The sequence below is a fragment of the Arthrobacter sp. 10T416 genome, from assembly GCF_056394165.1.
In genome coordinates, this window is the sequence record NZ_JBFTHI010000017.1 from 1 (window position 1) to 20,934 (window position 20,934).

The 20,934-nt window shown below is 68.7% G+C and carries 17 protein-coding genes; 5 read left to right on the forward strand and 12 right to left on the reverse strand.

All coding sequences use genetic code 11. The features are described from left to right. A complete protein-coding gene (locus AC1DBE_RS15100) occupies positions 1-468 on the reverse strand; it encodes a DUF4383 domain-containing protein (protein WP_476971044.1) in 468 nt (155 codons plus the stop codon). Between the two features lie 165 nt (positions 469-633). Here AC1DBE_RS15100 and AC1DBE_RS15105 point away from each other — a divergent pair, with 165 nt between their 5' ends. Beyond that, the gene (locus AC1DBE_RS15105; RefSeq protein ID WP_476971045.1) at positions 634-1,956 is read left to right on the forward strand and encodes a cell division protein PerM; all 1,323 of its coding nucleotides are present in this window, start codon (positions 634-636) and stop codon (positions 1,954-1,956) included. A gap of 64 nt (positions 1,957-2,020) precedes the next feature. Here the strand turns inward: AC1DBE_RS15105 and AC1DBE_RS15110 are convergent, their stop codons facing one another. Next, entirely contained in the window at positions 2,021-2,452 is a 432-nt protein-coding gene (locus AC1DBE_RS15110; protein WP_476971046.1) for a hypothetical protein, read from the reverse strand. Positions 2,453-2,491: 39 nt separating this feature from the next. On the opposite strand from AC1DBE_RS15110, the gene purN reads away from it, so the two are divergent. Together purN and AC1DBE_RS15120 are read left to right on the forward strand one after the other, a co-directional pair. Beyond that, positions 2,492-3,067 (forward strand): phosphoribosylglycinamide formyltransferase, encoded by a 576-nt coding sequence (gene purN / locus AC1DBE_RS15115; protein ID WP_476971047.1) that lies wholly within the window; start codon positions 2,492-2,494, stop codon positions 3,065-3,067. A gap of 159 nt (positions 3,068-3,226) precedes the next feature. Further along, entirely contained in the window at positions 3,227-4,216 is a 990-nt protein-coding gene (locus tag AC1DBE_RS15120; protein ID WP_476971048.1) for a collagen-like domain-containing protein, read from the forward strand. A 154-nt stretch (positions 4,217-4,370) separates the two neighbouring features. Here AC1DBE_RS15120 and AC1DBE_RS15125 read toward each other — a convergent pair whose 3' ends face one another. Next, complete coding sequence (locus tag AC1DBE_RS15125; protein WP_476971049.1) at positions 4,371-5,723, reverse strand: MFS transporter; 1,353 nt, start codon at positions 5,721-5,723, stop codon at positions 4,371-4,373. Between the two features lie 150 nt (positions 5,724-5,873). Here AC1DBE_RS15125 and purH point away from each other — a divergent pair, with 150 nt between their 5' ends. After that, positions 5,874-7,562 carry a bifunctional phosphoribosylaminoimidazolecarboxamide formyltransferase/IMP cyclohydrolase gene (purH, locus tag AC1DBE_RS15130; RefSeq protein ID WP_476971050.1) on the forward strand — a complete coding sequence of 563 codons (1,689 nt, stop codon included), beginning with the start codon at positions 5,874-5,876 and terminating at the stop codon, positions 7,560-7,562. A gap of 762 nt (positions 7,563-8,324) precedes the next feature. Here purH and AC1DBE_RS15135 read toward each other — a convergent pair. Continuing rightward, entirely contained in the window at positions 8,325-9,323 is a 999-nt protein-coding gene (locus AC1DBE_RS15135) for a trypsin-like serine peptidase (protein WP_476971051.1), read from the reverse strand. Between the two features lie 272 nt (positions 9,324-9,595). Here AC1DBE_RS15135 and AC1DBE_RS15140 point away from each other — a divergent pair, with 272 nt between their 5' ends. Beyond that, complete coding sequence (locus AC1DBE_RS15140; RefSeq protein ID WP_476971052.1) at positions 9,596-11,815, forward strand: NADP-dependent isocitrate dehydrogenase; 2,220 nt, start codon at positions 9,596-9,598, stop codon at positions 11,813-11,815. A 126-nt stretch (positions 11,816-11,941) separates the two neighbouring features. Here the strand turns inward: AC1DBE_RS15140 and AC1DBE_RS15145 are convergent, their stop codons facing one another. From AC1DBE_RS15145 to AC1DBE_RS15180, 8 genes are all read right to left on the reverse strand, one after another. Next, positions 11,942-12,544 (reverse strand): SRPBCC family protein, encoded by a 603-nt coding sequence (locus AC1DBE_RS15145; RefSeq protein ID WP_476971053.1) that lies wholly within the window; start codon positions 12,542-12,544, stop codon positions 11,942-11,944. Positions 12,545-12,712: 168 nt separating this feature from the next. Further along, the gene (locus AC1DBE_RS15150) at positions 12,713-13,222 is read right to left on the reverse strand and encodes a mucin-associated surface protein (protein ID WP_476971054.1); all 510 of its coding nucleotides are present in this window, start codon (positions 13,220-13,222) and stop codon (positions 12,713-12,715) included. Further along, positions 13,219-14,505: a serine/threonine-protein kinase gene (locus tag AC1DBE_RS15155; protein ID WP_476971055.1), complete on the reverse strand. Its 1,287-nt coding sequence runs from the start codon at positions 14,503-14,505 to the stop codon at positions 13,219-13,221. Before AC1DBE_RS15155 ends, AC1DBE_RS15150 begins: the two co-directional genes overlap by 4 nt. A gap of 428 nt (positions 14,506-14,933) precedes the next feature. Beyond that, on the reverse strand, positions 14,934-16,283 hold the full coding sequence (locus AC1DBE_RS15160; protein ID WP_476971056.1) for a hypothetical protein: 1,350 nt from the start codon (positions 16,281-16,283) through the stop codon (positions 14,934-14,936). Positions 16,284-16,398: 115 nt separating this feature from the next. Continuing rightward, entirely contained in the window at positions 16,399-17,469 is a 1,071-nt protein-coding gene (locus AC1DBE_RS15165; protein WP_476971057.1) for a Gfo/Idh/MocA family protein, read from the reverse strand. Between the two features lie 26 nt (positions 17,470-17,495). Further along, the gene (locus tag AC1DBE_RS15170) at positions 17,496-18,203 is read right to left on the reverse strand and encodes an ABC transporter ATP-binding protein (protein WP_476879546.1); all 708 of its coding nucleotides are present in this window, start codon (positions 18,201-18,203) and stop codon (positions 17,496-17,498) included. 2 nt (positions 18,204-18,205) lie between these two features. Beyond that, positions 18,206-19,648, reverse strand: coding sequence for an ABC transporter permease (locus AC1DBE_RS15175; protein WP_476971058.1), 1,443 nt, complete (start codon positions 19,646-19,648; stop codon positions 18,206-18,208). Positions 19,649-19,825: 177 nt separating this feature from the next. After that, complete coding sequence (locus AC1DBE_RS15180; protein WP_476971059.1) at positions 19,826-20,926, reverse strand: substrate-binding domain-containing protein; 1,101 nt, start codon at positions 20,924-20,926, stop codon at positions 19,826-19,828. Between the last annotated feature and the right edge of the window lie 8 nt (positions 20,927-20,934).

The window sequence follows — 20,934 nt, forward strand, 5'->3', positions numbered from 1 at the left end:
TTACCGGGTTTGTGCGTCATCGGCCAGATGCCTCGCGAGCAGCCAGCCGGCGCCAATCATTGCCACGCCCAGCACCATGTGAGTCCAGTTGTCCATGGTGTTGAACGCCAGGAAATTGGCCGCCGACCCCACGCCGACGATCAGCCCGTAAACGCCAAAGATGATGTACAAAAGGCCGAAGCCCATGAGGAAGTTCCGGGCTCCCATGTCGTTGCGGGACATGGTCCAGCCGGCGGCGCCAATGGCGAGCTGAACGATGTTCAGGAGCATGGACACCTGGAACAGGCCGAGGAACATGGCCCTGGAATCGGGTCCGAGGAACCTCAGTTCGCTGTACTGCGCGGTGATGCCCGGGATGAATCCCAGGACGCCCACGGCAAGTAGCACAATACCCACACCCATGCCGACGTTTTGGACATCAGTCCGTCCGAAATGTACGCCGTGTGCATGTGGGGATGCGGTAGTCATTTTCTGCCTCCAACCACTGTTTGCGGACACTTAAAATTTTACGGCGGGGCACCGGAAAAAGCGCCGGTCCGGAACCGGACCGCCCGCACGCGGCGGGCTGATTTCCGGGGCATAGCGCCTGTCGGAGCGGGGCGCGGTGCCCGGCGCGTGGCACCATGGAACACGATGAAACTGCGCGCTGATCAGACCGGAAACCGTGGCCTTCCGATGCCCCTTTGGCTACAGGGTGCCCTGGAGTCCGCGCAGGCCGCTGTGATCTCGGCGCTGATCGTGGTTGTCCCGATCGTTGCGGTCTGGGCCTCGGCCGGATTCCGCGAGAACGGCTTCGAATTCCTCGCCCGGCTGGCAGGCCAGGCCTGGCTGCTGATCCACGGCGTCCCGCTCCTGCTGGAGACCGTGGGCGCCGGCACCGTGGGCCGGCCCGAAACCGGCACACTCTCGCTGATCCCGCTCGGCCTGACCCTTATCCCGTTCCTGCTCGCGTGGCGCGCGGGGCGGCGGCTGGCCCGGGCCTCGTACACGGACCAGCTCTGGCAGGCCCTGCTGGGGTCGTGGCTGATGTACGGCGCGTTCGGGTTCGCCACCGGCTTCGTTTGCCGCACCGCCGAAGTCGGCGTCAGCCTCTGGTACGCCACCCTGGTCCCGCTGATCCCCTTCGCCCTCGGCATGGTGATCGGTGCGCGCCGCGAGGCCGGTTCATGGAGCCGGCTGATCGGCGTCGACGCCGTAGCCTGGCTCTCGCGCACCAGCCAGCACTCGCGCTGGGCCGGGTCCTACCTCGGCTCCGCCGTCAAGGCCGGGTTCGTGGCCGTAATGGCCACCCTCGCGATGGCCTCCGCCCTGCTCTCCGTAGACCTGATCATCCACTGGAACCTCATCATCGCGGTGTATGAAGCGCTCGACGCCGGTCCGGTGGGCGGCGCGGCGCTCACCATCGCGCAGCTCGGCTACCTGCCCAACCTCGCCATCTTCGCGCTCTCCTGGACCTCCGGCTCCGGCTTCGCGCTGGGCATCGGGTCCCAGGCCGGGCCGCTGGCCACCGCCGTCGGACCGCTGCCCTCCATCCCGGTGTTCGCCGCCCTCCCGGCCGGCGCGCTGGAGTACGGCTTCGTGGCCCTTGTGGTTCCGGCCCTGGCCGGGCTCCTGGCGGGCTGGTGGTTCCTGCGCGAGGGTGAAAACCACTTCGACGAATGGCTCTCGATCAAGGTCAAGGCGCGCTGGTTCACGGCCACGGTCTCGACGCTCGTCCTCGGCGCCATGATCGGCGCCGTGGCGGGTATCCTCGCGGCGGCCCTGGCCTGGCTGGCCCGCGGGTCCGCCGGCATCGGCAGGCTCACGGACATCGGTCCGGATCCACTGGCAACGGCCATCTTCGTCGCGGCCGAAACAGGGATCGGCGTCGTGATCGGCTACGCCGCCGGGCCGTGGCTGGAACGGCGCCAGAAGCTGCACGAGACAGAGCTGGAACTCGCCGCCGAGGCCGACTGACCCCGCAAGCCGGCTGATCCCTAAATCGACAGGCCCCGGCAGGGACGACGACGGCGGGCGGCCTTCAGCGCAGCTGCATGGGCAGCGACTTCTCCAGTTGCGTCCGGCACATCGAGGTTGCCTGCTCAGTGAGGGCGTGCCTTGAGCATTGCTGGAAGTCGCGTACCTGGTTGAAGAACACCGCCGAGGTCACAACCATCAGGACCATCACGGCGGTGACCAGCAGGCCGGAAATGGTCCCGAACAGCACCAGCCGGGACTGTTTGAACCGGGTGGCGCGCACCAGCAGCACGACGCCGAGAGCCACCGCCGCCGCTGTGAGGATGGCGGTGAGCCAGAGGTAGTTGACATCCAGCTGGAAAACGAAGAAGGCTCCCAGCACCACCACGATGAAGGTGCGGAACAGGTTGTGGGTCCGCAGCAGCGATGCCTTGCCCGCCTCGGTCCGGGGGTTTGGGCCCCGTTGTGCTGGGTCCGGCTCGTGGGGCGAATTCATATTTTCCAGCGTACGCGAATGGCCCCATAAGCTAAGTCAATGCGCATCGTTGTCCTCGTCTCCGGTACCGGTTCCAACCTGCAGGCTGTTATCGACGCCATTTCGGCCGGCGAACTGGCGGTGGAGATCGCCGCTGTGGGCGCGGACCGGCCCGGGACCTACGGGGTGGAGCGCTCCGCGGCAGCCGGCATCCCGACGTTCGTGGTGGACTTCAAGGCGTACCCGGACCGGGCTGCGTGGAACGCGGCGCTCGCCGACACCGTCGCCGCGTACAGGCCCGACGTCGTCGTATCCTCCGGGTTCATGCGCATTGTCAGCGCCGACTTCATCGCCGCCTTTGACGGCAAGTACCTGAACACCCACCCGGCCCTGTTGCCGGCGTTCCCGGGCGCGCACGGTGTCCGCGACGCCCTGGCCTACGGCGTGAAGGTCACCGGCTGCACGGTCCACTGGGCCGACGCCGGAGTGGACACGGGACCGATCATCGCGCAGGAGGCCGTCACCGTGCTCGACGGCGACACCGAAGAGTCGCTGCACGAGCGGATCAAGACGGTGGAACGGCGGCTGCTGGTGTCCACCCTGAAGACCCTCGCCGCAGGCGTTACTGCGGCCTGATCTGGCGGTCCAAGTAGTCGGGGCGGCAAAAGCGAGTACCCGGCGAAAAAGTCGGGTACTGGATGGCGAAATTCGAGTATTACCGGACCGGTTTACGCGGGGAATAGGGCCATAGTCTGGCGCAGTCTCATTCGTCTCTTGCGTCCCTGGGGGTCTCACGTGCCACACTTCAGCTTTGCCAAAACCAGTCCAAAAGTTCTTTGCCTCACCGCGGCGCTTGTCCTCGGGACCGGCGCCATTTCTGCCGCCTACGCTGCCTCGACCACGTCCGGTACCGGGGAAATCAACGGCTGCTACAACGTCAACAACGGCGGTCAGCTCCGGGTGCTGACGGCCGGACAGTCCTGCGACCTGAAGAAGGAGACGCCGATCACCTGGAACATGCAGGGTGTCCAGGGCGTTGCCGGTGCACAGGGGATTCAGGGTGTTGCCGGTCCCCGCGGAATCCAGGGCCTGACCGGCCTCACCGGTGAAACCGGGGCCATCGGCATCCAGGGTTTCCAAGGCGAGAAGGGCGAGAAGGGCGATAAGGGTGACACCGGATCCCAGGGCGCGACCGGTGAAACCGGCGCCAAGGGCGACACCGGGGAGACCGGTGCGAAGGGCGACACCGGGGCCAAGGGTGACAGCGGCGAGGTAGGCCCCACCGGCGCCACGGGGGCCCAGGGCGTCCAGGGCGTCCAGGGCGAAACCGGGAAGACCGGCGACACCGGGGCCCAGGGCGCGAAGGGTGACACGGGCGACGTCGGGCCTGCCGGGGCCAAGGGCGACACCGGGGCTGTCGGTGCCACGGGCGCTACCGGTGCCAAGGGCGAAACAGGCGAAACAGGCGCCACCGGGCTCCGGGGTGCGACCGGCGCCACGGGTCCCGTGGGGCCGGCCGGCGCGACAGGTGCCACCGGTGCCACGGGTGCTGCTGCATCCACCAGCGTGTCGGTGGCCACGGCCAGCGGCGCCACGCTGACGGTGGTGGCGAGCTGCCCCGCGGGCCAGGTGGCCACCGGCGGCGGGTTCTCCCTCAACTCCGGCAACGGCAACCAGGTACTGGCCAGCCAGCCCGTGGTCGGTGCTGGAGGTCAGCCCATCGGCTGGTCCGTCACCCAGCTCAAGACCAACACCCTCTCGGTGTCGGTGACCTGCATCCAGTAGCCGACAGCCGGCATCCACCCCGGATGCCCTATCACTTATGGTGCTTCTGAGGCCCTCAGAGCAACCAAAAGTGATAGGGCATCCGGCGTTCGGGGCGGGGTGCGGGGCGGGGTGCGGGGCGGGGTGCGGGCCGGGTGCGCGGGCCGGCCGGGACCTACTCCAGGCCGCGCTGCTTGGTCTCCGGGGCGAAGAACGCCATCCAGAGCACCGAGACCAGCACCAGCACGCCGGCCAGGGCGAACGACGTCGCGAGCCCCAGTTCCGGCCACAGGAACTCCGCGAAGATCAGGGGGCCAAAGCCGGCGCCAAGCCGGGAGAACGTCGAGGCCCAGCCGAAGCCGGAGCCGCGCAGCTCGGTCGGGTACAGCTCCGATACGTAGGCGTACAGCACCGGGATCGCCACCTGCACCACAAACCCGAACATGAGCAGCCAGAAGACGGCCGCCGTCGGGATGTCCACCACGACGGCGACGATCACCAGCAGCAGCGCCGAGAGCGGGCCGGTGATGGCCAGGATCCACTTGCGGCCGGTCCGTTCCACCAGCAGTGCGGCCACCACCACGCCCAGGAGGCCGACGGCGGCCATCGACGCCGTGGTGATAAAGGCCTTGTACTCCTCGAAGCCCGCCCCGATCAGGATCCGCGGCATCCACGTGAGCGAGAGGTAGTAGACCAGCAGGATGCTGAAAAACAGGGCCCAGGCCGCCGTCGTAATTTTCCAGTTGAACTGCCAGAGCGCACGGAGCTGCGTCCAGGCGCTCCCGGCCGACAGGCGCGGGGCGTCCTGGGGTTCGGGCAGGCTGTAGACCCGGGCCTCGGCGCCGGTGGCAGCGACCAGGGAATCGATGACGCGGGCGGCTTCCTCGCGGCGGCCCTTCCGGATGAGGAACAGCGGCGATTCGGGGACGCTGCGCCGGATCCAGAACACCAGCAGCGCCGGCAGCACCATAATCAGCATGGTCAGGCGCCAGTCCGCGAAGGCGGCGATAAGCCCGGCCGAGACGAATCCGCAGAGCGCGGCCCCGACGGGCCACCAGCCGTCCATCGCGGTGAGGACCCGGCCGCGCTGCTTCCGCGGAGTGAACTCGCCCACCAGCGCGTAGTCCACCGGGATACAGCCGCCCAGGCCAAAGCCCGCCATGAACCGGAACACCACGAACCAGATGAAGTCGGGGTAGAAGGCGCCCAGGACGGTGAAGATCGAGAAGATCAGCAGCGTCGCGGTGAAGGCCTTCTTGCGGCCGATCGTGTCCGCGATGGTGCCCCAGACGAAGGCGCCAAGAGCCATGCCGATCAGGTTCGAGGTACCGATCCACGCGGCGTCGCCGGCGCTCAGGGACCAATGCTTGGACAGCAACGGGATCAGGATGCCGTTGAGCGTCACGTCCCAGGCGTCGAACATAAAACCCAGGCCGCCGATCAGGAAAATCCGGCCCTGCACCCTCCACCGCCACGGCAGGTCCTGGACCACCTGTTCGCCGCTGGGCACAGTGGTGTACGTATTCATTTTGGCCTCCTGGAAGAACTCTACGTCCCGCGGTGCGGTGGCGGGGAGGCTTCACACTCCGGCGCGCGGGAACCCCGGCAGCCGGGACGCGATAAACTGGCCGCATCCCCACCACCCGCGGCCCAGCCGCGATATAAGACGGAGACTTTTGTGAGCTTTACGCAGCTTGAGCGTGTATCCATCGACCGTGTTCCCATCCGCCGGGCCCTGATCTCGGTCTACGACAAGACCGGTCTGGAGGAACTCGCCAAGGGCCTGCACGAAGCCGGCGTCAAGATCGTCTCAACGGGCTCCACCGCAAAGAAGATCGCCGCCGCCGGGATCCCGGTCCAGGAAGTCGAGGAAGTCACCGGCTCCCCGGAAATGCTGGACGGCCGCGTCAAGACCCTGCACCCGCGCGTGCACGGCGGCATCCTCGCCGACCGCCGCGTGCCCGCCCACATGAAGACCCTCGAGGACATGGACATCGAGCCGTTCGACCTGGTGGTGGTGAACCTCTACCCGTTCGTGGAGACCGTCAAATCCGGTGCCGCGCAGGACGACGTCGTCGAGCAGATCGACATCGGGGGTCCGGCGATGGTGCGGTCGGCCGCCAAGAACCACGCCGCCGTCGCAATTGTGGTGGACCCGGCGTCCTACGGTTCGGTCGTGGCCGCTGCGTCGTCGGGCGGGTTCGACCTGAAGACCCGACGCCGGCTGGCCGCCAAGGCCTTCGCGCACACCGCGTCCTACGACACCGCCGTGGCCACCTGGACGGCCAGCCAGTTCCTCGATGAGGACGGCGACGGCGTCATCGACTGGCCCGCCTACGCCGGCCTGGCCCTGGAACGCTCCGAGGTGCTCCGCTACGGCGAGAACCCGCACCAGCAGGCCGCCCTGTACGTCGACAAGGCCGCCCCGGCCGGCATCGCCCAGGCCGACCAGGTCCACGGCAAGGCCATGAGCTACAACAACTTTGTCGACGCCGACGCCGCCCTGCGTGCCGCCTACGACTTCGCCGAGCCCGCCGTCGCCATCATCAAGCACGCCAACCCGTGCGGCGTGGCCGTCGGGTCCGCGTCCGCGGCGGACCCCATCGCCGACGCCCACGCGAAAGCCCACGCGTGCGATCCGGTGTCCGCGTTCGGCGGCGTCATCGCTGCCAACCGCACCGTCACCGCAGGCATGGCCCGGACCGTGGCAGGGATCTTCACGGAAGTGGTCATCGCGCCCGGCTTCGACGACGAGGCCGTGGAGATCCTTTCCAAGAAGAAGAACATCCGCCTCCTCACCCTGCCCGAGGGCTACGGCCGCTACCCGACCGAGTTCCGCCAGGTCTCCGGCGGCATGCTGGTCCAGGCCACGGACAAGGTGGACGCCGACGGTGACGATCCGGCCAACTGGACGCTCGCCGCGGGCGAGGCCGCCGACGCCGGCACCCTCGCGGACCTGGCCTTCGCTTGGACCGCCTGCCGCGCCGCCAAGTCCAACGCGATCCTGCTGGCCGCCGAGGGTGCGGCCGTCGGCATCGGCATGGGCCAGGTCAACCGGCTTGATTCCTGCCGCCTGGCCGTCGAGCGGGCCAACACGCTGGGCGTCACGGTGGAGTCCGACGTCGACGGTGCCGGTGGCGCGTCCAACGCTTCGGATGTGGCCGGGGCGCCGGAGCGGGCCCGCGGTGCTGTCGCGGCGTCGGACGCGTTCTTCCCGTTCGCCGACGGCCTGCAGATCCTGATCGACGCCGGCGTCCGCGCGGTTGTGCAGCCCGGCGGATCGGTCCGCGACGAGGAAGTGGTCGCCGCAGCCAACGCCGCCGGGATCACGATGTACTTCACCGGGGCGCGGCACTTCTTCCACTAGGGGCTGAGACGGCCTCGCGGTCGCAAAGAATGGACATGCTCTTCCTTTCCGGAAGGGCATGTCCATTCTTCGTCGATGCGACTCGGGTTCTTCGTGGTGGAGGCTGCGCTGGTTCCTCCGGCTACGGTTGGATGCCGCGGTCCGGGGGCGTCGGACGGACATGCCCATTCTTCGAGGTCCAGGCCGGGCATGCGCATCCTTCGACGTCAGGACTGGGCATGCGCTGCGGTGTCTGCGGGCATGCTCATTCTTCGCGCATCTGCCTCGTCCCGGATATGGGGCTGCGACGGACATGCCCATTCTTCGAGGTCAGGACCGGGCATGCCCATCCTTCGGCGTCAGGACTGGGCATGCGCTGCGGGATCGACGGACATGCTCATTCTTCATGCCGAGGAGTGGACATATACGGGATATGTCCACTCGTGCTCCTGTGCGATGGGCATGTCCATCAGGGGAGGGTCACGCGGACCTTGCATGTACAGCGCCCAGCCGCCGGAGGGCAGCCGGGCCAACCCCCGCCCCGGGCCAACCCCCGCCCCGGGCCAACCTCAACCTCGCGCTAATGACCACCCACCCCGCACCCCGCAACCACACCACAACCCCCGCAGCCCACCCCACCCACGGCAAAACGCGGGGTCACGTGCCATCCTGTCGAGGGGGATGGGTGGCACGTGGCCCCGCGTTGCTTTTTCCTTTCCTAGTGGGATTTCGCTGGGATGAAGAGTCCTGCTGGGACGAAAAGTCCGTGTGGGATGAAGAGTCCTAGGAAGCCGCTGCGGCGCTGTAGGCCTGCTGGATGACCGAGCCCCAGTACGGGCCGTACATCGTGGTCGAGTTGCTGCCGTAGCCGTAGCTGTTGATCGAGTTCTGGTAGCCCGAGGAGCTGGTGCCGATGAACCACGGCCCGCCCGAGGATCCGCCGGTCATGTTGCAGGGGATGCCCTGGGTGTTGAACTGCGGGTTGTACGGGTCGTTGGTGGCGGTGCCGCTGCAGCTCTTCAGGGATTCTCCGTTGAACGGCGGGGCGGCCGGGTAGCCGAAGGACTTGTACGTCAGGCCGCGGGCGGCGTTGAACTGCACACCGGAGGCCCCGACGACGTCGGCGAGGGACTTGCCGTTGAGCGGGTTCATCACGGCGAAGCCGGTGTCGTAGGTCATGTCGCCGCCGGAGCTCCACTGGGTGGGGGCGTACAGGGTCTTGGCCGTCCACTTGCCGTAGGGTGCGGACCCGTTGAGGTAGGCCGGGACGAAGGTGAAGTTTGTGGCGAAGGCGCCGGGGCCCTCGTTAACGCAGTGGCCGGCGGTGGAGACGGTGCTCTTGTTGGTTGACGTCACAGAGTTGCCGGAGCAGACATAGTTGGAGCCGCCCAGGGTGAAGAACACCTTGCCGATGTGCTTGACCGGGGTCTCGCTGGCGTTGGCCTTGGTCTGGATCTGCTTGGCCTGCAGGGTGGGTGCGGTGCCTTCCACCTTGGTCGGGGCGCCTGTTTCGACGTTCCGGTGTGCGGTCGAGTTGGCCCCGCGGGCCACGGCTTTGGCTGCCAGCACGTCGCCCGGAATCGCGGTGCGCATGCGTTCCGCCGTCCAATAGTCGGCCGTGGCGCCGTCGCTCACGGCGTGGCTGCTGACGTTCGACGTCCCTGACGGTGCCTTGGCCGGGGCGGCAGTGGCTGCGCCGGCGGCACTGACCGCACTGACCGCCAGGAGTGCGGCTGCGGAGAGGCTCAGGAGGCTGGTGGCCAGAGTCTTGGATGTTCTCATGGGTGTCCTAACCGGGCTAAGTGCGGGGCGGCCTGCCGGGAGGCGGGCCGCTGTGATGGGTATGAAACTACGTCAACTTGACGAACATGTAAAGCAGTCTGTCAATTTCTGTCACAGCGGCATCGCGGGGAGTCATGACGGGCCCCCGAGTCACAGGTCCCGGGCGGCCCGTCCCCGATAGGCGCCGAGGCGGCCACCTCGGGTAAGTTAGAGCCGTTGAGATAACACAAGATTTCCGGATATCCGCAGACTTTCAGGGAGACGCCCGAGCAATGGCCAAGATTATCTATACCCACACCGACGAAGCGCCGATGCTGGCCACCTATTCGTTCTTGCCGATTGTCGAGGCGTTCGCGTCGACGGCCGGTGTGGAAGTGGAGACCCGCGACATTTCGCTAGCCGGCCGCATCATCGCCGTGTTCGGCGACTACCTCACCGAAGAGCAGCGTGTCAGCGACGCCCTGGCCGAACTTGGCGAGCTCGCCAAGAAGCCCGAAGCAAACATCATCAAGCTGCCCAACATCAGCGCCTCCGTGCCGCAGCTGAAGGCCGCCATCGCCGAACTCCAGGGCCAGGGCTACGCGCTCCCGGACTACCCGGACAACCCCGCGTCGGACGAAGAGACGGACATCCGCTCCCGCTACGACAAGATCAAGGGCTCCGCCGTGAACCCGGTGCTCCGCGAGGGCAACTCCGACCGCCGCGCACCCCTCTCGGTCAAGAACTACGCCCGCAAGAACCCGCACAGCATGGGCGCCTGGACCCCGGAATCCAAGACCAACGTCGCGCACATGGTCGCCGATGACTTCCGCTCGAACGAGAAGTCCGTGGTGATCGAGGCCGACACGAACCTCAAGATCCAGCTGGTCAAGGAAGACGGCACGGTCAAGGTCCTCAAGCGGGCCTTCCCCGTTCTCGCCGGCGAGGTCATCGACGGCACCGTCATGCGTGCCGCCGCCCTGGACGAATTCCTCAAGGCCCAGGTGGTCCGCGCCAAGGAGGAGGGTGTGCTGTTCTCCGCACACCTGAAGGCGACCATGATGAAGGTCTCCGACCCCATCATCTTCGGCCACGTCGTCAAGGCCTACTTCTCGGACCTCTTCGCCACTTACGGCGAGCAGATCGCCGCGGCCGGACTGAGCCCCAACAACGGCCTCGCCTCAATCCTCAACGGCCTCGAGGACCTCCCCGAAGAGATCCGCTCCGACGTCGAAGCCGCCATCCAGAAGGGCCTCAACGACGGCCCCGAGCTGGCTATGGTGGACTCCGACAAGGGCATCACCAACCTGCACGTGCCCTCCGACGTGATCGTCGACGCCTCCATGCCGGCCATGATCCGCAGCTCCGGCCACATGTGGGGCCGCGACGGGCAGGAAGCCGATACCCTCGCCGTCCTGCCGGACAGCAGCTACGCCGGAATCTACCAGGTTGTCATCGACGACTGCCGCGCCAACGGCGCCTTCGACCCGACCACCATGGGCACCGTCCCGAACGTCGGCCTTATGGCCCAGGCCGCCGAGGAATACGGCAGCCACGACAAGACCTTCGAGATCCAGTCCGCCGGAACCGTCCAGGTCATCGACGACGCCGGCACCGTGCTGATCGAGCACCAGGTCGCCCCGGGTGACATCTGGCGCGCCTGCCAGACCAAGGACGTGCCGATCCGCGACTGGGTCAAGCTGGCCGTCACCCGTGCCCGCGCCTCCGCCACCCCGGCCGTGTTCTGGCTGGACAAGGCCCGCGCGCACGACGCCCGGATGATCGCCAAGGTGGAGGAATACCTCAAGGACCACGACACCGAGGGCCTGCAGCTGGAGATCATGGCCCCGAACGAGGCCACGGCCTTCACCCTGGACCGCCTCCGCAAGGGCGAGGACACCATCTCGGTGACCGGCAACGTCCTCCGCGACTACCTCACGGACCTGTTCCCGATCCTCGAACTCGGCACCAGTGCCAAGATGCTCTCGATCGTTCCGCTGATCAACGGCGGCGGCCTGTTCGAGACCGGCGCCGGCGGTTCCGCCCCGAAGCACGTCCAGCAGCTGCTCAAGGAAAACCACCTGCGGTGGGACAGCCTGGGTGAATTCCTGGCCCTGGCCGTCAGCTTCGAACACCTGGCCACCACCACGGGCAACGCCCGCGCCCAGGTCCTGGCCGACACCCTGGACCGCGCCACCGGCACCTTCCTGCTCGAGGACAAGTCCCCGAAGCGCAAGGCCGGCGAGCTGGACAACCGCGGCAGCCACTTCTACCTGGCCAAGTTCTGGGCCGATGAACTGGCGCGCCAGACCGACGACGCCGAGCTGGCCGCTGCCTTCACTGCCGTCTCGGACGCCCTGAGCTCCAACGAGGAAACCATCGTCGGCGAGCTGCTCGCTGTCCAGGGTTCCCCGGCGGACATCGGCGGCTACTACCGCCCGGACGAAGCCAAGGCTTCCGCGATCATGCGCCCCTCGGCCAAGTTCGGCGAAGTGCTCGCGCTGCTGGGCTAGTTCGCCACACGCAAAGGGCGCACCGGGAGATCCCGGTGCGCCCTTTGGCGTTTCCAGTGCCGGACGACGACGGCGGCCCAACCCGCCGTCGTCGCCGGCCGAGTGCCGGGCTCCGCGGCGGGACGCCTAGCGCTCGGAGTCCCGGCGGTCCGCTGTCGCGTCGAAGGCCGGCTCGGTGGCCATGTCCGGATCCGTGTCCATTGAGGCGTCGCTGCCTACGACGTCGTAGCCGGTGTCGGTCTGCAGGGGAGCGCCCTGCGGCTGGCCGTCCAGCCCGCCGTTGTTGACGCGTTCCCGCCAGGCACCGGTCTCGAAGTCGCGGCCCTCGATGAATTTCTTGAACCGTTCCAGGTCCGCCCCGACCTGGCGGGCGTCGAGCCCGACGGCCGCGCCGATCTTCTCGGTGGCGGAGCCGGGCTCCCAGCTGAGTTCGACGTCCACCCGGGTCTCCGCCGGCCCGAGTTCTTCGAAACGCACGGTGCCCGCGTTGCGCGGGGCGTCAAGGCTCTCCCAGGAAACCTGCCGGTCCGGCTCCTGGCTGGTGATCCGGGCGTCGTAGTCGCGCTTGACCCCGCCGATGCTGGTCTGGAAGTGGACGGTGGTGTCGTCGAGTTGGCGGACGGCGTCTACGCCGCTCATAAACTGCGGGAAGTCCTCGAACTGGGTCCACTGGTTGTAGGCCCGGCTGAGGGGGACGTTGACGGCGATGGATTCCTGGACTGTTGCCATGCTTGCTTTCACTCCTTCGCTGGCGGGCCTGCGGCCCGCCCGTTGTGGAAAGGGACGGATACAAGGGTGGTGCGAGTGCTCGGATGCGGGTCGGGAAATCGGGCGGCCGTTTCCGGCCTGACTGACCAAGCTAGCCGGATCCGGGCGATAGCGAAAGCCCGGGGCGCGTCAGTGGTCGCCTTTGCCCTTGTTTTTTCCCTTGGCTTTGCCGACGGGAGCGTTCTGGGCTGCGGCAGCGGCTGCTGCGGCAGCCGCCGCGTCCGCTGCAGCCTGGTCGGCGGCGGCCTTGTCGGCTGCGGCTTTCTCAGCCGCGGCTTTTTTGGCGGCGGCGTCCCGGATGGCTTTCGCCGCGGCCGCCTGTTTTGCCGTGAGGTCGGCACGGACGGCGTCGAGGGCCGTTCTGATGCTCTGGTGGCGCTTGAAGGACACCTTCCCGTCGGCAGCCGCGGCGTCCAGCTTGGCCGCCAGCTCGTCGAGCGCTTTCAACGCGCCGGCCGGGTTGTTGGCGGCCACGTCCTTCGTCACGGTCAGAACCTGGGCCTGGAGCTGGTCGGCGGCGGTCCTGTCGAGGTTGGCGGCCGGGCCCGCGCATCCGGTCAGCGAGCCCGCGATCAGGGCAACCGCGATCAACGGGCCGGCGACCACACCAGACCAGGGCCGGTGGCTGGCGACGCTCATGGTTCCACACTCTTCTGCAGTTGTTTCAGGTGCTCGCCGAGGTCGCCGGTGACGGCGGGATAGGGCAGGACGGCGGGCGGCTGGGGGAGGGAGAGGACGACGGCGGCAGCGATGACGGCGAGCAGCGCCACAACGGCGACGACGACGGCGGCTTTGGTGCGGCGGCTGGCGTGCCGGAAGCGGGCCAGCGGCCGTGCGGTCCGCCGGGGAGCGCCGGTGCCCGCCAAGTTCGAGGGGGCGGCGGGGTTCGAGGGGGTCGCGCGGGCCGCGTCCGGGTCCAGTACGGGCAGGCGGCGGGTTCCCGGTTTCTTGCCGGTGCTGCTGTCGCCGGCGCCTCTGCCGTCGGCCGGAGTGTCCTGCGCAGAGCGGGGCGGGCGGGCCGGCGGGGCGGGAAGGACCCGGGTGCGTTCCTCGGCCAGGAGGCCCGGGAGCGACTCGGGCGAAATCAGGGCCTGGCGCAGGGCTACTTCGAGGTCGGCCGCGGCGGGCCGGTCCAGGGGATCCAGGGCGGTCATGGCCCGGATCAGCTGCGCCCATTCGGCGGGAACACTGTCCGGGATGGCGGGTGCGCGGTGCAGCCGGGCGACGGCGGATTCGACGGCGCTTCCCGGGTATTCCACGGAGCCCTTGATGCATTCGAGCAGCACCAGGCCGAGCGAGTAGATGTCGCTGGCGGGGCCCATATCGGCACCGCGGGCCTGCTCCGGGCTCAGGTATGCCGCGGTTCCCACCATGGTCCCGGTGGCGGTGAGCCGGGTGCCGTCCACGATCCGGGCAATGCCGAAGTCGGTCAGCTTGGGCCGAAGCGGTTCGCCGGGCCGCACCTGCACGAGCAGGACGTTGGCGGGCTTGATGTCGCGGTGGATGATCCCGAGGGAATGGACGTACGCCAGGGCATCGGCGAGTCCGGCCCCGATCACCGCCAGCTCATCGAACGGGACCTCGCTGTGCCGGATCCGGCTCCGCAGGTCCTGGCCCTCCACCAGCTCCATCGTCAGGAACGGGCGGGGCTCGTCCGGGATCCGGGTGTCGGTGCCGGCGTCGTAGAGCGTGACCAGGCTCGGGTGGTTCAGGGTGGCCAGGAGTTCAATCTCGGCCTGCTGGCGCTTGAGCTCGTCGGCATCCGCGGATTGGGGCGCGAATAGCTTCAGGGCCACGTCCCGGCCCAGGTTCTGGTCCCGGGCGGAGTACACGGAGGCCATGCCGCCCCGGCCGATCACTTCGCCTAAACGGTAGCGGCCGCCCAAGATCTCGGCCGTGACTTTACTGGGCGAAGCCTCCACCGTGTTTCCCGTCTGTTGTCCCGGGCGCCGCGGCGGCGCCCCCTAATGAATACTACGGGCAGCGTATCGGGCCGCGGGACGCCAGCCGGATGCAGGTGATGTCTGTGGTGGTGGATCCACCTTTCGCGCGCAGGGATGGGGCGGCGCCGGAGCCGGCGAGGCCGTTGAATCCCCCAGCGGACCCAACGACTTCGCTCCGGCGGCAGTGGACCTGGACGGAGCGGCCGCGCGTTACGGCGGCCGTTCCGTGGGCGGGGCAACCACGACGCGAGGCGTGGAAGGCCTAGGCGGGAGAGGGAAACGGAAGCCGGCTGTCCGGCCGCGGACGGTGGTGTCCATGGGGAAAACTCCTGAATGACTGACGGCGGGCGCACATGGCAACCCGAAGGACCGTGCTCTGCGCAGGAAAATGGCAGAGGACGGCCCTACTAGTCAGGAGAGGAGCCGGGATCAGCGGCGACAGCAGGATGGACGTGCTGCAGCGGTCCGCTGATGGGGTCTGAGCCCATGGGCGGAATGAAGAAGAAAGCGCTCGGCGTCACCGCCGCAGCCCCGGACGGGCCGCTGGCGGCACCGTTGCCGGACCCCGACCCCGGTACCGGGGGGAGCGCGCTCGGTGCCGGCAACCCGGTACCTCCGCCGTTCGGGAGCGGGTGCTCACCGCCGCCGGCGGGCGCGGCAGGGGTGCCGCTGCCCGAACCCTGGCCCGAGGGGGCCCTGATTCCCGCAGCGGGCGCACCGGCCGCCGTGCCGGGTCCTTGGAGGTCAGGGAGGGTCCGGAAGACAACGTAGTAGCCGGGGTTCGTCGACAGGAAGCCCGACGGGTCCTCGGCCGGTTCCTGCTGGTAACCCGGCACCGTCAGGTGCTGGGCGGCCCCCCGATCCGTCCGGGCCGGAGTTACGGCCGCGATCCTCGGGGCCGGCACCAGGGGCCCGGAGACGGTCCCGGCCTGGCCCGGCATCGTTACCGGAACGGTCACGGGTACCGGTGCGGCCGGCGGCACTGCGGGCGCGACCGGCGGAACGGCAGGGGGCACGGCGCCGGGAGTTGAGCCGACAGCCGGCGGAACCGGATCGGACGCGGGCGGGGCGGCCGGGACGTCACCGGCCCCCGGAACGGGATCGGCGGCCGGAACGGCTGGCTCCGGTGCGGGAGCAGGTTCGGCCGGGGGGGTGGGGGCTGGGTCGGTCGCGGGAGCAGGGGGTGGCGCGGGCGCGGGGGCCGGGTCCACGACGGGGGCGGGGGCCTGGGTGCTGGCGGGCGCGGGGACGGGGTCGCTGGCGGGTGCGGGCGCCGGAGCGGGCGCCGGAGCGGTCTCGACCGCAGGGAGGCTGGCGGCCGGTGCGCTGACGGGAGCGGCCGCCAGCACCGGTTCAATGTTCAGCGGAGTGGGCGGCGGCGCGGCCGGAGCCGGCAGCGGAACAGCAACCACGGGAGCCGCCACGGCCACCGGCGGGGCGGGCGCCACAGGTGCGGGGGGCACCGCCGTCGTGACGGCAGGTACCGGCACCGGGGCAGCCGGTGCGGCGGCAACCGGCGTGGCAGTGACGGCCGGCGTCGGAGATGTGCCGGGTGCTACCGGGTCGTCAGCCCTGGGCAGTTGGATCATGGTGCCGACGGCCGAGACCGGAACAGAAGAGACCGCACTGTAGGCCGGAGGTGCTGCGGCATTGGCCGAGGCCGCGGATAGGGCCAGCCACGCCAACCCTGCACCTAACCCCAGGAGCCCGCGCTGCAGGAGGCGGCGCGCACGGGGGCAGGTTGTTGCAGGTTCCATGCGCAACTCACCTCCCCGAAACCCTTCGACGATTGGACTACAGGGTAAGTCCGGGGGCCGCGGCGAGTCCATAGCCCGCGGCAATATCCGCCCCGCAGAGCCCGGAAATCCGGGGTCAGCGCGCGTCGTTCGGGTAACTGATTCCCAGCTGGGCGCGCACGCCGTCGAACAGCCGCATGGTGTTCAGGGAGTCCTCCAGAGGCATCACCGGGCTCTCGTTTAGACCCTGCTGGATGCAGCGGGTGACCTCGCGGAGTTCGTACGTGTAACCGCGGCCCACCACATCAAACAGCTCGGTCCGCGGCTCCTCGAAGCCGACGCGCACCACCAGTTCCTTGGGGTTGTTGATGGAGCCGACGCTCTGCAGGAACCCCAGGCTGCCGGCCACGGTGGCCGTCCGGGGACCGTGGGCCAGCAGCGAGGAGGTCAGCTGCGCCTGGGCGCCGTGGTGGTAGCCCAGCGTCAACGCGTTCTGGGCGTCCACGCCGTCGTCGTTGATCCAGCCGGTGGCGCTCACGGTCTGCGGGAAGCCCAGGGTGCCCAGCGCCCACAGCAGGGGATAGATGGTGATATCGAGCAGGGCGCCGCCCCCGTCCGCCGGGGCCCAGAGCCGGGACGTCGGGGAGTAGGGGGCCGGGAAGCCGAGGTCGGCCGCCACCCATTTGACCTCGCCGATTTCCCCGGACGCGGCGATCTCGAAGGCGCGCTGCGTGCCGGGCAGGAACCGGCTCCACATGGCCTCCATCAGGAACAGTCCCCGCTCCCGGGCCAGGCCGATGAGGTCCGCGGCCTCCCGGGCGTTGACGGTCAGGGCTTTCTCGCACAGCACGTGCTTGCCGGCGAGCAGGGCCGCCCGGGCGACGGTGTGGTGCTGGGCGTGCGGGGTGGCGACGTAGACGACGTCGACGGCGTCGTCCGCCAGGAGACGCTCGTAGCCGGCCGCGCCGTCGTGGTCCCCGTACGCCCGGGCGAAGCCGTAGTCGGCCGCGAAGGCATCCGCCGCGGCCTGGCTCCGTGAGCTGACGGCGTACAGCTCGGCGTCGGCCAGCAGCGCCAGGTCCCGGGTGACGGCGGCGGCGATCCCGCCGGTGGCCACCACGCCCCACCGCAGCCGCGCGCCCGTCGCGGTCCGGGGATCCTGGTCGGGTTGGCTGGACAGCCACGGGGTGGCGATGGAGGCTCTCATGATGCCATCCTCTCACCCGCCTGCCGCTACACAGGGGTGCCCGCCGTCGCGTGGTTCCGGGCAGTTTCTTCGGTGAGCCGGCCCTGCTGGAGCCGGAACCGCCGGTCCGTCTTATTGGCCAGGGCACGGTCGTGGGTGACCACCAGGATGGTGGTGTTGTGGTCCCGGCTCAGGGCGCTGAGGAGCTCGATGATGTGCTCACCGGTCTGCTCGTCGAGGTTGCCGGTGGGCTCGTCGGCCAGGATCAGCTTCGGTTCGTTGGCCAGGGCGCGGGCGATGGCCACGCGCTGCTGCTCGCCGCCCGAGAGCCGGTTGATCCGACGGGTGTGCTTTTCCGGGTCCAGCTGCACCTGCTCCAGGAGCTCCCGGGCGCGCTCGGCCCGGGCGGCCTTGCGGAGGCCGGCGAACTCCATCGGCAGCATCACGTTATCCACGGCCGAGAGGTTCGGGATGAGGTTGAACTGCTGGAAGACGAAGCCGATGTCACGGCGCCGGTAGCGGGTCAGCTGCCCGTCGGGCATCCCGGCCAGGCTCACGCCGTCCACCAGCACGTCGCCGCTGGTGGGCTTGTCCAGCGCCCCCAGCAGGGAGAGCAGGGTGCTCTTGCCGCTGCCGCTCTTGCCCACGATCGAGGCGAGGGTGCCCTGTTCGAGTTCAAAGCTCACATCGTTGACCGGCTTGATGGTGCGGTCGCCGGACTTGAAGGTGCGGACCAGGTTCTTGACTTCGATCATGGCTATTCTCCTCGGAGGACTTCGATGGGACGGATGCGGGCGGTCAGCAGCGCAGGGACCAGCGCGCCAATGATGGCGACGCCGAACACCGCGGCGATGCCCGCCGCGATGACGCCGGGCGAGGCGCTCGCGGTGACGGAGTTCAACAGCTGGTTCGCTCCGCCGAAGGGGTTCCCGCCCGGGAAGCCGCCGCCAGCGAAGCCGCCGCCGCGCCGGCCGGCGGCCGCGGCGGAGCTGTTGGAGCTGATCAGGGCCGAGGCGATGCCGCCGCTGGCAAAGGAGGCGACGGCGGCGCCTACCGCACTGCCCAGGGCCACCAGTACCAGGGCCTCCAAGACAAACTGCAGCCCGATGGTGCGGTTGGGCGCGCCGATGGCCTTCAGCACACCGATCTCCCGGCGGCGCTCGCGGACCAGCATCACCATGATCAGCAGGATGATGAGCCCTGCCGTGGCAAGCGCGGCGGCGAAGGCGATGAAGGAGATGTTCTTGACGCTGTCCAGGGAGCTCACGGCCGTCTGCAGGCCACGCTGGCCCTGGCTGACGTCGGCCTTGCTGGTGCCGAGCGCGGACTGCAGGGCCGTCTTGGCGGCGTCGACGTTCTCCATACTGTTGACCGTGACGATCATGGTGGACAGTTCGCCCGGCAGGGCGGCGAGGGTCTGGGCCGTCGGCAGCGTCAGGTACAGGGCGTTGTTGCCGAACGCCGTGCCGGCGTCGAACAGTCCCCGGACCGTAAAGGTCTTTTCCGCGATGGTGAACGTCGAGCCGACCTTGAGGTTGTTCTTCTCGGCCAGCGTGGTGCCAAGCAGGGCCCCGGTGGAGGCTGCGGCGTAGTTGCCCAGGCCGGTGCCCTGCGTCAGCTGCAGGGCCTTGCCGCTGGAGTCCACCTCGGCCCCGATGCCGGTGGCGGTCACCGGCAGGGAGAACGACGGCGCGGCCTGGCCGGTGCCGCCGGTGCTGCCGGAGGACTGGTTGCGGTTGCCGAGCGTCCCGGCGTCGACCGCGGCGGTCAGGCTCGTGGTGACGGTCGTGGCGGACTGGCCGCCGGGGCCGCCCTGGCCTGCCTGGCCGCCGGATCGTGCCTGGCCGGCCTGCGCTGCGGCGGCCTGAGCGGCGGCCTGAGCTGCGACCTGGGCGGCGTTGCGGAGCCGCAGCGCCTTGGTGCCGACCACCGAGCTGACGTTGGGCACGGCGGCCGCGGTGGCTGCCTCCGCGGCGGTGAGCGGCTCCCCGCCGCCCTCGAAGCCCTGCCCGCCGGCCGGGTTGACGGTCAGGACGGTGCCCACCGAGGCGTTCAGTTCGGCGACCTTGCCGGTGACGGCCTGGTTGGCCACCAGCATGGACAGGGCGAGGCCGATGGCCACGGCCAGGACGGCCACAACGGCGGCGGTCCTGACCTTGTTTCGAAAGGCGTTGCCTACACTCCGGGCAAGGACGCTCACGGTACTCCTAGGGATCTGGCGCCGGAGTCTCCGGCGGCTGTTCCCACACTGGTACGGCTGGCTGTGCGGAGGTCGGGGGGTTCCTTTGGATCTGCTGTGAAGCACACAAAAGGGCCCCGGCCCTCCCGCATGAACTGGTCATTGCGGGGAGCCGGGGCCCTGGTGTGGAGCGTTAGGCTACTTGGTCAGCGGTCCGAGTACCGGATCGTCAACGTAAGCGGACTTAACGTTTTCCTTGGTCACGATGACCGGCGGCAGCAGGAATGCCGGCACCGTCTTGACCTTGTTGTTGTAGGACTTGTCGTCGTTGACCTCAGGCTTCTTGCCGGCCTGGATGTCCTTGACCATGGTGATCGCGTGCTCAACGAGCTTGCGGGTGTCCTTGTTGATGGTGGAGTACTGCTCGCCTGCCATGATCGACTTGACGGACTCAACTTCGGAGTCCTGGCCGGTGACAACGGGGAGCGGCTTGCCGGCAGCCTTGACCGAGGTCAGGATTGCGCGGGCCAGCGTATCGTTCGGCGACAGGACGCCGTCGAGGGAGGCGCTGCCGTAGCTGCCGGTCAGCAGGGTGTCGGCGCGACGCTGGGCGTTCTCAGCCTTCCAGCCCTGGGTGACGGCCTGTTCGAACGTCTTCTGGCCGGAGAGGACCTTGAGGGTGCCGTCGTCGATCTTCGGCTGGAGCACCTTCATGGCGCCGTCGAAGAAGACCTTCGCGTTGGCGTCATCGGGGGAACCGGCGAACAGTTCGATGTTGTACGGGCCGGACGGCTTCTTGGCCTTGAGTCCGTCCAGCAGCGCCTGGCCCTGGAGTTCACCGACCTTGAAGTTGTCGTAGGCCACGTAGTAGTCCACGTTCGGGGTGTTCAGGAGCAGGCGGTCATACGCGATGATGGTGGCGCCAGCATCCTTGGCCTGCTTGAGCTGGGTACCGAGCTGGGCGCCGTCGATGGCACCCACGATGATGACCTTGTCACCCTTGGTGACCATCGCGCTGATCTGGTTCTGCTGCTCCGAAACGCCGCCGTTGGCGAACTGCACATCTGCCTTGAARCCGGCRCCSTTGAGGCCGTCGTTGAACAGCTTCTCCGCCAGCACCCAGTTCTCACTGGTCTTCTGGGGGAGCGCGACGCCGATCGGGGAGTTCTTGGGGAACGCCTCGCCGCCGCCGCTTGCGCCACCGGAAGTTCCGCTGTCGGAACGGCCGCAGGCTGTCAGCGCCAGTGCCGCAATAGCAGCGATCGCTGCTGCCTTTCCTGCTTTACCAATCATTTGCATTGCTTGGT